Source organism: Streptomyces sp. NPDC059785 (genome assembly GCF_042732375.1).
GTDB lineage: Bacteria > Actinomycetota > Actinomycetes > Streptomycetales > Streptomycetaceae > Streptomyces.
The window spans coordinates 174850-188499 of the sequence record NZ_JBHWHV010000013.1; the positions used below are offsets into that span (position 1 = coordinate 174850).

General features: G+C 71.5%; 11 protein-coding genes. All 11 read left to right on the forward strand.

Features of this window, described 5'->3' with window-relative positions; translation table 11 throughout:
- Positions 1-59 precede the first annotated feature (59 nt).
- The 11 genes from ACFV6E_RS13240 to ACFV6E_RS13290 all read left to right on the forward strand — a co-directional run bounded on the left by ACFV6E_RS13240 (position 60) and on the right by ACFV6E_RS13290 (position 13636).
- The gene (locus tag ACFV6E_RS13240; RefSeq protein ID WP_385461269.1) at positions 60-2066 is read left to right on the forward strand and encodes a biotin carboxylase N-terminal domain-containing protein; all 2007 of its coding nucleotides are present in this window, start codon (positions 60-62) and stop codon (positions 2064-2066) included.
- Positions 2063-3001, forward strand: coding sequence for a hydroxymethylglutaryl-CoA lyase (locus tag ACFV6E_RS13245; protein WP_385461272.1), 939 nt, complete (start codon positions 2063-2065; stop codon positions 2999-3001). Before ACFV6E_RS13240 ends, ACFV6E_RS13245 begins: the two co-directional genes overlap by 4 nt.
- A 3-nt stretch (positions 3002-3004) precedes the next feature.
- Positions 3005-4165: an acyl-CoA dehydrogenase family protein gene (locus ACFV6E_RS13250; RefSeq protein ID WP_385172625.1), complete on the forward strand. Its 1161-nt coding sequence runs from the start codon at positions 3005-3007 to the stop codon at positions 4163-4165.
- Between the two features lie 832 nt (positions 4166-4997).
- Complete coding sequence (locus ACFV6E_RS13255) at positions 4998-6044, forward strand: ABC transporter substrate-binding protein (RefSeq protein ID WP_385461275.1); 1047 nt, start codon at positions 4998-5000, stop codon at positions 6042-6044.
- 46 nt (positions 6045-6090) lie between these two features.
- Positions 6091-6972, forward strand: coding sequence for a siderophore-interacting protein (locus ACFV6E_RS13260; protein WP_385461278.1), 882 nt, complete (start codon positions 6091-6093; stop codon positions 6970-6972).
- Between the two features lie 153 nt (positions 6973-7125).
- On the forward strand, positions 7126-8568 hold the full coding sequence (gene desA, locus ACFV6E_RS13265; protein ID WP_385461281.1) for a lysine decarboxylase DesA: 1443 nt from the start codon (positions 7126-7128) through the stop codon (positions 8566-8568).
- Entirely contained in the window at positions 8552-9832 is a 1281-nt protein-coding gene (locus tag ACFV6E_RS13270; protein ID WP_385461284.1) for a lysine N(6)-hydroxylase/L-ornithine N(5)-oxygenase family protein, read from the forward strand. The genes desA and ACFV6E_RS13270 overlap by 17 nt, the downstream gene beginning before the upstream one ends.
- On the forward strand, positions 9829-10422 hold the full coding sequence (locus ACFV6E_RS13275; RefSeq protein WP_385177129.1) for a GNAT family N-acetyltransferase: 594 nt from the start codon (positions 9829-9831) through the stop codon (positions 10420-10422). Before ACFV6E_RS13270 ends, ACFV6E_RS13275 begins: the two co-directional genes overlap by 4 nt.
- Positions 10419-12188: an IucA/IucC family protein gene (locus ACFV6E_RS13280; RefSeq protein WP_385461286.1), complete on the forward strand. Its 1770-nt coding sequence runs from the start codon at positions 10419-10421 to the stop codon at positions 12186-12188. Before ACFV6E_RS13275 ends, ACFV6E_RS13280 begins: the two co-directional genes overlap by 4 nt.
- Positions 12189-12374: 186 nt before the next feature.
- The gene (locus ACFV6E_RS13285; RefSeq protein WP_385461289.1) at positions 12375-12608 is read left to right on the forward strand and encodes a peptidoglycan-binding domain-containing protein; all 234 of its coding nucleotides are present in this window, start codon (positions 12375-12377) and stop codon (positions 12606-12608) included.
- Between the two features lie 68 nt (positions 12609-12676).
- Positions 12677-13636: a DUF4429 domain-containing protein gene (locus tag ACFV6E_RS13290; protein ID WP_385461292.1), complete on the forward strand. Its 960-nt coding sequence runs from the start codon at positions 12677-12679 to the stop codon at positions 13634-13636.
- The last annotated feature ends 14 nt before the right edge of the window (positions 13637-13650 follow it).

A 13650-nucleotide genomic window follows, 5' to 3' on the forward strand; every position in this document is an offset into this window, starting at 1 on the left:
GGGGGCCGGACGTGAGGGATCTGGACGTGAGGGGACAGGATGTGAGGGGACTCCCGACGATGTTCGACACGGTGCTTGTGGCCAACCGCGGCGAGATCGCCGTCCGGGTGATCCGTACGCTGCGGTCCCTCGGCGTGCGCTCGGTGGCCGTCTTCTCCGACGCGGACGCCGGGGCCCGGCACGTGCGCGAGGCGGACACGGCGGTGCGGATCGGCCCGGCGCCGGCCGCCGAGAGCTATCTGTCCGCACAGCGGCTGATCGCCGCGGCGGCCCGCGCGGGCGCGCAGGCCGTCCACCCCGGCTACGGCTTCCTCGCCGAGAACGCGGCCTTCGCGGCGGCCTGCGAGGACGCGGGCCTGGTCTTCGTCGGGCCGCCCGCCTCCGCGATCGACCTGATGGGCGACAAGATCCGCGCCAAGGAGACGGTGCGGGCGGCGGGCGTGCCGGTGGTGCCGGGCTCCTCGGGCAGCGGCCTGACCGACGCCGAACTGGCCGACGCGGCACGGGAGATCGGCATGCCGGTGCTGCTGAAGCCGTCGGCGGGCGGCGGCGGCAAGGGCATGCGCCTGGTGCGGGAGGAGGCCGCGCTGCCCGAGGAGATCGCCGCCGCCCGGCGTGAGGCCCGCGCCTCCTTCGGCGACGACACCCTCCTCGTGGAGCGGTGGATCGACCGGCCCCGGCACATCGAGATCCAGGTCCTCGCGGACGGTCACGGACACGTGATCCACCTGGGCGAGCGCGAGTGCTCCCTCCAGCGCCGCCACCAGAAGATCGTCGAGGAGGCGCCGAGCGTCCTGCTCGACGAGGCGACCCGCGCCGCGATGGGCGAGGCGGCCGTCCAGGCGGCCCGCTCCTGCCACTACCGGGGCGCGGGCACGGTCGAGTTCATCGTCCCCGGCGGCGACCCCTCGGCGTACTACTTCATGGAGATGAACACCCGCCTCCAGGTGGAGCACCCGGTCACCGAGCTGATCACCGGACTCGACCTGGTCGAGTGGCAGCTCCGGGTCGCGGCGGGCGAGCGGCTGCCGTACGAGCAGAAGGACATCGTGCTGACCGGCCACGCGGTGGAGGCGCGGCTGTGCGCCGAGGACCCCGCGCGCGGGTTCCTGCCCTCCGGCGGGACGGTGACCCTGCTGCGCGAGCCGGCGGGCGACGGCGTCCGCACCGACTCGGGCCTCACCGAGGGCACGGAGGTCGGCAGCCTGTACGACCCGATGCTCGCCAAGGTGATCGCGTACGGCCCCGACCGTCCCACCGCGCTCCGTAAACTCCGGGCCGCCCTCGCGCGGACGGTCACGCTGGGCGTGCAGACCAACGCCGGGTTCCTGCGGCGGCTCCTCGCCCACCCGGCGGTCGTCGCGGGCGAGCTGGACACGGGCCTGGTGGAGCGGGAGGCGGACGGCCTGATCCCGGCGGAGGTCCCGGAGGAGGTGTACGAGGCGGCGGCGGCCGTGCGGGTGGAGGCGCTGCGCCCGGCGGGGGCCGGCACCAGTACCGGTACTGGTACTGGTGTCGCTTCAGGTTCTGACTCCGGCTCCGGCTGGGTCGACCCCTTCTCCGTGCCCAGCGGCTGGCGGCTCGGCGGCACCCCCAAGCCGCTCTCCTTCCCGCTGCGGGTGACCGAGCCCGTGGAGCATGTCCCGCGCGGCACCCACACGGTCACCGGCGACGAGGTGTCCGTCGTCCTCGACGGCGTCCGGCACACCTTCCACCGGGCCGGGGACTGGCTGGGCCGCGACGGCGACGCCTGGCACGTGCGCGACCACGACCCGGTCGCCGCCTCCCTCACCCAGGGCGCGCACGCGGGCGCCGACTCCCTGACCGCGCCGATGCCCGGCACGGTGACCGTGGTGAAGGTCGCGGTGGGCGACGAGGTGAGCGCCGGACAGAGCCTGCTGGTCGTGGAGGCGATGAAGATGGAGCACGTGATCTCCGCGCCGCACGCGGGGACGGTCAGCGAACTGGACGTCACCGCGGGCACGACGGTCGCCATGGACCAGGTCCTGGCGGTGGTCACCCCGGCCGGCGCCCCGGAAGCCCCGACCGCGGAGGAGGAGGCATGACGGCGCTCCCCATGGCCGTACCGGCGCCGGGGCTGCCCGCGCGGGTGCGGATCCACGAGGTCGGGCCGCGCGACGGCCTGCAGAACGAGAAGACGGCGGTACCGACCGAGGTCAAGGCCGAGTTCATCGAGCGGCTCGCCGACGCCGGTCTGACCACCGTGGAGGCGACGAGTTTCGTGCACCCCAAGTGGGTGCCCCAACTCGCCGACGCCGAGCGGCTGTTCCCGCTGGTGCGCGATCTGCCGGGCGTACGGCTGCCGGTGCTCGTCCCGAACCAGCGCGGCCTCGACCGTGCCCTGGACCTCGGCGCGACCCGGGTGGCCGTCTTCGCCAGCGCGACGGAGTCCTTCGCGAAGGCCAATCTGAACCGGACGCTCGACGAGGCGCTGGCCGTGTTCGAGCCGGTGGTCGCCCGCGCCCGCGCGGAGGGCGTGCACGTGCGCGGCTATCTCTCGATGTGCTTCGGCGACCCCTGGGAGGGCGCGGTCCCCGTCCACCAGGTCGTGCGCGTCTGCACGGCGCTGCGCGACATGGGGTGCGACGAGCTGAGCCTCGGCGACACCATCGGTGTGGCCACCCCGGGGCACGTACAGGCGCTGCTGTCCGCGCTGAACGAGGCGGGCGTCCCGACGGACGTGCTCGGTGTGCACTTCCACGACACCTACGGCCAGGCGCTCGCCAACACGCTCGCGGCGCTCCAGCACGGCGTGAGCACCGTCGACGCCTCGGCGGGCGGCCTCGGCGGCTGCCCGTACGCCAGGTCCGCCACCGGGAACCTCGCCACCGAAGACCTCGTGTGGATGCTCCAGGGCCTCGGCATCGACACCGGTGTCGACCTGGCCCGGCTCACCGCCACCAGCGTGTGGATGGCCGGGCAACTGGGGCGGCCCAGCCCCTCCCGCACCGTCAAAGCCCTCTCCCACCAGGAGCAGTGAACGATGGATCACAACCTCTCCCCCGAGCTGGAAGAACTCCGGCGCACGGTCGAGGAGTTCGCGCACGACGTCGTCGCCCCCAAGATCGGCGACTTCTACGAACGGCACGAGTTCCCGTACGAGATCGTGCGGGAGATGGGCCGCATGGGCCTGTTCGGGCTGCCCTTCCCCGAGGAGTACGGCGGTATGGGCGGCGACTACCTCGCGCTCGGTGTCGCCCTGGAGGAGCTGGCCCGGGTCGACTCGTCGGTGGCCATCACGCTGGAGGCGGGCGTCTCGCTGGGCGCGATGCCGCTGCATCTGTTCGGGACGGACGAGCAGAAGGCCGAGTGGCTGCCGCGGCTGTGTTCCGGGGAGATCCTCGGCGCGTTCGGCCTGACGGAGCCCGACGGCGGCTCCGACGCGGGCGCGACCCGGACGACGGCCCGCCTGGACGAGACGACCGGTGAGTGGGTGATCAACGGCACGAAGTGCTTCATCACCAACTCGGGCACGGACATCACGGGCCTGGTGACGGTCACCGCGGTCACCGGACGCAAGGAGGACGGGCGCCCGCTGATCTCGTCGATCATCGTGCCGTCGGGCACCCCGGGCTTCACGGTCGCGGCGCCGTACTCGAAGGTCGGCTGGAACGCCTCGGACACCCGGGAGCTGTCGTTCGCCGACGTCCGGGTCCCGGCGGCGAACCTGCTGGGCACGGAGGGCCGCGGCTACGCGCAGTTCCTGCGGATCCTGGACGAGGGCCGGATCGCCATCTCGGCGCTGGCCACCGGGCTGGCCCAGGGCTGTGTGGACGAGTCGGTGAAGTACGCCAAGGAACGGCGGGCGTTCGGCCGGAACATCGGGGCGTACCAGGCGGTCCAGTTCAAGATCGCGGACATGGAGATGAAGGCGCACACGGCCCGGCTCGCCTGGCGCGACGCGGCGTCCCGGCTGGTCAGCGGCGACTCCTTCAAGAAGGAGGCCGCGCTCGCCAAGCTCTACTCGTCCACGGTCGCGGTGGACAACGCCCGCGAGGCCACCCAGATCCACGGCGGCTACGGCTTCATGAACGAGTACCCGGTGGCCCGGATGTGGCGCGACTCCAAGATCCTGGAGATCGGCGAGGGCACGAGCGAGGTACAGCGCATGCTGATCGCCCGGGAACTGGGGCTGGCGGGCTGACGACGCTTGGGCGCGCGGGCGTCCGGCGCATCGGCGCGCGGGCGTCCGGCGCATCGGCGCGCGGGCCGTCCGGCGTTTCGACGCGCGGGCCGTCCGGCGCATCGGCGCGCAGAGGCTTCGACGCGCGGGCCGACCAGCGCACCGGCACGTACGGGCCGTCCGGCGCTTCGGCACGTAGCGGGCTTCGGCGCGTACGGGCCCACCGGCACTTCGGCACGCCGGCCGACCGGCATTCCGGCACGCGCGGGCCGATCGCCGCTTCAGCGCGCGGGCCGACCGGCACATCGGCACGTAGCGGGCATCGGCGCCTACGGGCCGACCGGCACTCCGGCACGCGGGCCGACCGGCACTCCGGCACGCGGGCCGACCGGCACTCCGGCACGCGCGGGCCGATCGCCGCTTCAGCGCGCGGGCCGACCAGCACATCGGCACGTAGCGGGCATCGGCGCCTACGGGCCGACCGGCACTCCGGCGCGCGGGACGACCGGCGCACCGGCGCGTACGGGCCGACCGGCGCATCGGCACGCGCAGGCCGATCGCCGCTTCAGCGCGCGGGCCGACCAGCACATCGGCACGTACGGGCCGTCCGGCACATCGGCACGCGGGCCGACCGGCACTCCGGCACGTACGGGCCGACCGCCGCTTCAGCGCGCGGGCCGACCGGCGTACCGGCGCGCGTACGCCGATCAGCGTGTCCGCGCGCGGGCGCGGCGGGCGCCCGTGCGCGCTTTCGCGCAGGCCGGACCACCCTCTGGACAAGCGTTGAGGTTAGGCTAACCTACCCACGAATTGTCCGGCGGGCGCTTCGCCCCGTTCGAAAGCAGCCACTCTCATGCGCAATGGCCGTGCCACCCACCTCACCCGCCGCGGCGTGCTCGCCGCGGGCGGCGCCATCGGCCTGGGCGCCGCGCTCGCCGCCTGCGGTGACGACGACACGAAAAGCGGTGGTTCGGACGACGCCTCCACGGCGGCGAAGACCGGTCCCTGGTCCTTCAAGGACGACCGCGGCGAGACCGCGAAGGCCGACAAGACCCCGGCGAACATCGTCGCCTTCACCGGTGTCGCCGCCGCGCTGTACGACTACGGCGTGAGCGTCAAGGGCGTCTTCGGCCCGACCAGGACCAAGGACGGCAAGGCCGACGTCCAGGCCGGCGACATGGACATCAGCAAGGTCACGATCCTCGGCAACGAGTGGGGCCAGTTCAACATCGAGAAGTACGCGGCCCTCGCGCCCGACGTGCTGATCTCCACGATGTTCGACGACGCGGGCACCCTCTGGTACGTGCCCGAGGAGTCCAAGGACAAGATCCTCAAGCTCGCCCCGAGCGTCGGCATCTCCGTCTACGACCGCCAGATGACCGAGCCCCTTCAGCGCCTGCTCGCGCTCGCCGAGACGCTCGGCGCGGACGTGAAGGCGGACAAGGTCACCAAGGCGAAGAAGCGCTTCGAGGACGCCGCGGCCAAGCTGCGCGCCGCCGCCAAGGCCAACCCCGACATCAAGGTTCTCGTCGGCTCCGCCAGCCAGGACATCTTCTACGTCTCCGGCTCCAACCTCTCCGCCGACCTGGAGTACTTCAAGGCCCTCGGCGTGAACCTGGTCGAGCCGCCGGCGAAGACCCTCAAGGCCAGCGGCGGCTGGTTCGAGAACCTGAGCTGGGAGAACGTCGACAAGTACGACGCGGACATCATCATGATGGACAACCGCACCTCGGCCATCCAGCCGGACGACATCACCGAGGGCACCTGGAAGAAGCTCCCGGCCGTCAAGGCGGGCCAGGTCATCCCGCGCGTCACCGAGCCCATCTACTCGTACGACAAGTGCGCCCCGATCCTCGAGGACCTGGCCACGGCCATCGAGAAGGCCAAGAAGGTCAGCTGACACCTGTCCGGAAGCCCTGCCCCCTGACGATGACTCAGGAGCACTCATGACGACGGCCGTAGCCGCCCCGTTCCGTTTCTTCAGCCTCCAGGTCGTACGGACGAGGCGGCTCGGTCCGTCTCTGACCCGAATATCCTTCGCGGGCCCGGAGCTGCACGCGTTCCGCTCCGGTGGCCGCGACCAGAGTCTGTCGCTGTTCCTGCCGCAGCCGGGCCAGTCCGAGCCCGTCGTCCCTCTTGAGCTGGGCGACGGCTGGTGGCAGGGGTGGCGGGAACTCCCGGACGACGTACGCGCGGTGATGCGCTCGTACACGCTGCGGTCGCTGCGCCGGGACGCGCTGGGCCGTACCACCGAGGTCGACATCGACTTCGCACTGCACGGCGTGACGGCGGCCGAGGCGGACGCCGCCGCGCCCGAGGACACCGCCGTGCCCGCCGGTCCCGCCTCGCGCTGGGCCGCCCGCGCCGCCGCCGGTGACCGCGTCCTGGTCCTCGGGCCCGCGGTCGAGGACAACACGGCGATCCGCTTCCGGCCGCCCGCCGACGCCGGTCCCCTCCTGCTGTGGGCGGACGAGACGGCCCTGCCCGCCGCCGCCGCGATCCTGGAGTCCCTGCCCGCCGGCACCCGCGCCCGGGTCTGGCTGGAGGTCGGGCACGCCGGTGACGTCCAGCCGCTGCCGACCGCGGCCGACGCCGAGGTCACCTGGCTGGTGCGCGCGGACGGCGCCCCCTCGGGCCTCGACGCGATCAGAGCCGCCGACCTGTCCGGCGCGGCGGCCCCCTACGCCTGGCTCGCCGGCGAGTCGGGATGCGTCAAGGAGTTGCGCCGGCATCTCGTGCGGGAGCGGGAGCTCGACCGACGGCGTGTCACGTTCGTCGGTTACTGGCGGCGCGGTCTGAGCGAGGAGCAACTGCGGGAGAGCTGCTAGCGGTCGGTAAGACACGGAACACGCAGGTCAGGCGGGGTCGCCACGTCCAGTTAGGTTAGGCTAGCCTAAGTTGAACGTCGGGCCCCGCTTCTCCCCCTGTCCCGGCCCGCTTCAGTCCCGCTCGGACTTTCTCCCCGCACGGAGGACCCCCACATGCGCTCGCACCTGCTCAATGACACGACCGCGGACCGGTACCGCCGGTCCGTGACCGAAGGAATCGAGCGGGTGGCGGCCAGACTCGCCACCACCGACCGTCCGTTCACCGGCGTCACGGCGGACGACCTCGCCCCCCGCCTCGAGCGGATCGACCTCGACCGCCCGCTGCACGACACCACCGCGGTCCTGGACGAGCTCGAAGAGGTCTACCTCAAGGACGCGGTCTACTTCCACCACCCCCGCTACCTCGCCCACCTCAACTGCCCGGTCGTCATCCCCGCCGTCGTCGGCGAAGCGGTCCTGTCGGCCGTGAACTCCTCCCTGGACACCTTCGACCAGTCGGCCGGCGGCACCCTGATCGAGCGCAAGCTCATCGACTGGACCGCGCGGCGCATCGGCCTCGGCCCGGCCGCCGACGGCGTCTTCACCAGCGGCGGCACCCAGTCCAACCTCCAGGCGCTGCTGCTCGCCCGCGAGGAGACCAAGTACGACTCCCCCGCCGACCTGCGCGTCTTCGCCTCCGAGGTGAGCCACTTCAGCGTCAGGAAGTCCGCGAAACTCCTCGGCCTCGGGCCCGACGCTGTCGTCTCCATACCCGTCGACCACGACAAACGCATGCAGACGGTCGCCCTCGCCCGCGAGCTGGAGCGCTGCCGCGACGAGGGCCTGGTGGCCATGGCCGTCGTCGCCACCGCGGGCACCACCGACTTCGGCTCCATCGACCCGCTGCCGGAGATCGCCGAGCTGTGCAATCACTATGACGTCTGGATGCACGTCGACGCCGCCTACGGCTGCGGACTGCTCGCCTCCCTGAAACACCGCGACCGCATCGAGGGCATCGAGCACGCCGACTCCGTCACCGTCGACTACCACAAGTCCTTCTTCCAGCCGGTGAGTTCTTCGGCCGTCCTGGTCGGGGACTCCGCCACGCTGCGGCACGCCACCTACCACGCGGAGTACCTCAACCCGCGCCGTACGGTGGCCGAGCGCATCCCCAACCAGGTCGACAAGTCCCTTCAGACCACCCGCCGCTTCGACGCCCTCAAACTGTGGATGACGCTGCGCGTGATGGGCGCCGACGGCATCGGCGCACTCTTCGACGAGGTCTGCGAACTGGCCGAGACGGGCTGGGAACTCCTCGCCGCCGACCCGCGCTTCGACGTCGTCGTCCGGCCCTCGCTGTCCACCCTGGTCTTCCGCTACATCCCGGTGGCCGTCACCGACCCCTCCGAGATCGACCGCGCCAACCTCTACGCGCGCAAGGCCCTGTTCGCCTCCGGTGACGCCGTGGTCGCGGGCACCAAGGTCGGCGACCGCCAGTACTTGAAGTTCACCCTGCTCAACCCCGAGACCACGGCGGACGACATCTCCGCCGTGCTCGGTCTCATCGCCGGCCACGCCGAGCAGTACCTGGGAGAGTCCCTTGACCGCGCTTCCTGAATCCGACCGCGTGCACGACTTCGTGGGGATCGGGCTCGGCCCCTTCAATCTCGGCCTCGCCTGCCTCACCGAGCCGATAACCGAACTGGACGGCGTCTTCCTGGAGTCCAAGCCGGACTTCGAGTGGCACTCCGGGATGTTCCTTCAGGGCGCGCACCTCCAGACCCCGTTCATGTCGGACCTGGTCACCCTCGCCGACCCCACCTCCCCGTACTCCTTCCTCAACTACCTGAAGGAGTCGGGCCGGCTGTACTCGTTCTACATCCGGGAGAACTTCTATCCGCTGCGCGTCGAGTACGACGACTACTGCCGCTGGGCCGCGTCGAAACTGAGCAGCGTCCGCTTCGGCACCACCGTGACCGAGGTGGCGTACGACGAGGCGGCCGAGGTGTACTCCGTGCACACCGAGGGCGGCGACCTGTACCGCGCCCGCCACCTGGTCCTCGGCACCGGTACCCCGCCGCACATCCCGGACGCCTGTGCGGGCCTCGGCGGCGACTTCATCCACAACTCCCGCTATCTGCACCACAAGCGGGAGCTCCAGCGGAAGGAGTCGATCACGCTGGTCGGCAGCGGCCAGTCCGCCGCCGAGATCTACTACGACCTGCTCGGCGAGATCGACGTCCACGGCTACCAGCTCACCTGGGTGACGCGCTCACCGCGTTTCTTCCCCCTCGAATACACCAAGCTGACGCTGGAGATGACCTCCCCGGAGTACGTCGACTACTTCCACGCGCTGCCCGAGCACACCCGCTACCGGCTCCAGCAGGAGCAGAAGGGCCTGTTCAAGGGCATCGACGGGGAGCTGATCAACGACATCTTCGACCTGCTCTACCAGAAGAACGTCGGCGGCCCGGTCCCCACCCGGCTGCTCACCAACTCCGCGCTCGTCTCCGCCTCGTACGCGGACGGCACCTACCGGCTCGGTCTGCGCCAGGAGGAGCAAGGCAAGGACTACGAGCTGACCTCGCAGGGCCTGATCCTCGCGACCGGCTACAAGTACGCCGAGCCGGAGTTCCTGGAGCCGGTCCGCGACCGGCTGCGCTACGACTCGCACGGCAACTTCGACGTGGCGCGCAACTACGCGATCGACGTCACCGGCCGCGGCGTCTTCCTCCAGAACGCCGGCGTGCACACCCACAGCATCACCAGCCCCGACCTGGGCATGGGCGCCTACCGCAACGCCTACATCATCCGCGAGCTGCTCGGCACCGAGTACTACCCCGTCGAGAAGACCATCGCGTTCCAGGAGTTCACCGTATGAGCCGCAAGAGCCGCACCGGCGCCACGGACACCGGCGCCTTCACCGTCCGCCCGCTCGACCCGCTGAAGGACGCCGAGCTGCTGCACACCTGGGTCACCCACCCCAAGTCGGCGTTCTGGATGATGCAGGACGCCCGGCTCCAGGACGTGGAGCGGGAGTACATGGCGATCGCCGCCGCCGAGCACCACGACGCGTTCCTCGGCCTGCTCGACGGCCGCCCGGTGTTCCTCATGGAGCGCTACGACCCCGCGCACGTCGAGCTGGTCGGCCTGTACGAGCCGGAGCCCGGCGACGTCGGGATGCACTTCCTGGTCGCGCCCGCCGACAAGCCGGTGCACGGCTTCACCCGCGCGGTGATCACCGCCGTGATGGACGAGCTGTTCGCCGACCCGGCCGTCCGGCGGGTCGTGGTCGAGCCCGACGTGCGCAACACGGCGGTGCACGCCCTGAACGCGGCCGTCGGCTTCGTGCCCGAGCGCGAGATCGACAAGCCCGAGAAGAAGGCCCTGCTGAGCTTCTGCACCCGGGAGCAGTACGCGGCGGCCCGCGAGGAAGCCGTGTTCGCGGCCGTCCGAGGAGTGAAGATATGACCCTGTCCGACGCCGTCGCCCACCTCTCCCCCGAGCGCTGGGAGCGGGCCAACCGGCTGCTCATCCGCAAGGCGCTCGCCGAGTTCACCCACGAGCGGCTGCTGACGCCGCACGAGGAGGGCACCGGCCGGTACGCCGTCGCCAGTGACGACGGCCGCACCCGCTACCGCTTCACCGCCCGCCGCCGCGCGCTCGACCACTGGCAGGTCGACGCCGACTCGATCGTCCGCGACCGCGACGGCGCCGAACTGCCGCTCGCCGCGCTGGACTTCTTCATCGAGCTGCGGCAGACGCTGGGCCTGAGCGACAAGATCCTGCCGGTCTACCTGGAGGAGATCTCCTCCACCCTTTCCGGCACCTGCTTCAAGCTCACCAAACCGCGGCTGACCGCCGCCGAGCTGTCCCGCGCCGGGTTCCAGGACATCGAGACCGGCATGACCGAGGGCCACCCCTGCTTCGTCGCCAACAACGGGCGGCTCGGCTTCGGCGTGCACGACTACCTGTCGTACGCGCCCGAGACGGCGAGCCCGGTCCGGCTCGTGTGGCTGGCCGCGCACCGCTCGCGGGCCGCGTTCACCGCGGGCGCGGGCATCGAGTACGAGTCGTTCCTGCGCGCGGAGCTGGGCGAGGAGACGGTCGGCCGCTTCCGGGCGACGCTGACCGCCGAGGGGCTGGACCCGGCGGACTACCTCTTCATCCCGGTCCACCCCTGGCAGTGGTGGAACAAGCTCTCGGTGACCTTCGCCGCCGAGGTGGCCCGTCGGCACCTGGTCTGCCTCGGCGAGGGCGACGACGAGTACCTGGCCCAGCAGTCGATCCGCACCTTCTTCAACCGCAGCGCGCCCGGAAAGCACTACGTGAAGACCGCACTGTCGGTCCTCAACATGGGCTTCATGCGCGGCCTGTCCGCCGCCTACATGGAGGCGACCCCGGCGATCAACGACTGGCTCGCCCAGCTCATCGACAACGACCCGGTGCTGAAGGCCACGGGTCTGTCCGTCATCCGCGAGCGCGCCGCCGTCGGCTACCGCCACCTGGAGTACGAGGCCGCCACCGACCGCTACTCCCCGTACCGCAAGATGCTCGCCGCGCTCTGGCGGGAGAGCCCGGTGCCCGCGCTCCAGGACGGCGAGTCACTGGCCACGATGGCCTCGCTGCTCCATGTCGACGACGAGGGCGGCTCGTTCGCGGCGGCGCTGATCGAGCGGTCCGGGCTGGCTCCGACGGAGTGGCTGCGCCGCTACCTGCGCGCCTACTTCACCCCCCTGCTGCACAGCTTCTACGCCTACGACCTGGTGTACATGCCGCACGGCGAGAACGTGATCCTGGTCCTGAAGGACGGCGCCGTGCAGCGCGCGCTCTACAAGGACATCGCCGAGGAGATCGCGGTCATGGACCCGGACGCGGTGCTGCCGCCCGCGGTCGAACGCATCCGCGTGGAGGTGCCCGAGGACAAGAAGCTGCTCTCCATCCTCACGGACGTCTTCGACTGCTTCTTCCGGTTCCTCGCGGCGATCCTCGCCGAGGAGGGCGTCCTGGAGGAGGACTTCTGGCGGACGGTCGCGCAGTCGGTGCGCGAGTACCAGGAGTCCGCGCCCGAACTCGCCGACAAGTTCCGCCAGTACGACATGTTCGCCCCCGAGTTCGCGCTGTCCGCCCTCAACCGCCTCCAGCTGCGCAACAACCGCCAGATGGTCGACCTCGCCGACCCCTCGGGCGCCCTCCAACTGGTCGGCACCCTGAAAAACCCGATAGCCGGGCTCTGACCGGAGCCCACTGCCGCGGCCGTACTACCGCACCGGTTGTACGGCTCCGCGGCATACCCCCCTGGTCAGCGGGCGACGTCAGCTCCTCGTCGGATTCGCCCGGCCCGCGCCGCCCCGGCCGCGGCGTCACCGTCCGCCGGGTACATCGGCAACGGGTACGCCAACAACACGCACGGCGTGTGGTGCGTGCAGCACCTCGTCAACGACGTGCGGCAGTACGACGGCTACAGCCGTCCGCTGGTGGAGGACGGCGTCTGGGGCCCGAAGACCCGTAGCTGGGTGGGCTGGTTCCAGTCCCGCTACGGCCTGGACAAGGACTGCATCGTGGGCAAGGCCACGGGCGGCAGCCTCCTGATACACGGGGACGACTACTACGGCGGCTACAACTACTGCTACAAGTACCTGCCTTCGAGCTGGTGACACCGCCGGGCGGCGCGGGCCCGGTCCGCGCCGCCCTCGTCCGTCCCGCCGGTGGAACAATCCGTCCCATGGCGGAAATCATCCAACGGGACGGTACGTGGAGCTTCGAGGGTGAGGCGCTGCGGCTGACTCCGGGGCGGGACAAGGGCGTCGGGCTGCTCCGCCGGACGCTGGGTGAGCTGACCGTCCCGCTGGAGGCGCTGGCGGGGGTCTCCTTCGAGCAGGGCAGGAAGTCGGGCCGGCTCAGGCTGCGCTTGCGCGACGGGGCCGACCCGCTGCTCCAGGCGACCGGCGGGAAGCTCGCGGACGCCGCCGACCCGTACCAGCTCACCGTCGAGTCCGACCGCTACGGCGTCGCCGAGTACCTGGTGGACGAGGTCCGCAACGCGCTCCTGCTCGACCAGGTGCCGCCGGGTCCCGTCGACGCGTATCTGCTGCCGGGCCCGCCGGTGCCGCTGTCCGTCTCCGCCGGTGACGGCACGGCGAGCTTCGACGGCGAGTACGTACGCCTGGAGTGGAACTGGAAGACGGAGGAGGCGAAGGCCGCGGCGGGCACCCGGACGCTGGCCCTCACCACCCTCGCGGGCGTGGAGTGGCACCCCTCGGCGGGGCTCGAGGACGGCTACCTGCGGTTCTCCGTGCACGGCGTGGAGACCAAGGCGCCGCCGAAGTACGACCCCAACTCGGTGCTGCTGTGGGGGTTCAAGCGCGATCCGCTGATGGCGCTGGTCGCGGCGGCGGTACAGGCCCGGCTGCCGCACCCGGCGGCGGACGCGGCGGACCCGCGCGGCGGGCCGGTACGGCACCGGCCCGCCGCGGGACAGGACTGCGGGCACGTGCCCGAGGACGGCCACGACGCCCTCCTCCGCCGCCTGCGCGAACTGGGCGAACTGCACCGCGCGGGCGTCCTGACGGACGAGGAGTTCACCTTGGCCAAGCGGGCGGTCCTGAAGCGGATGTCCTCGGACGAGTCGGCGTGGGTCACCGGCGGCAACTTCCCGGTGGACGGCGGGGTGCTCGCCAAGTAGCCCCCGCGCACCGG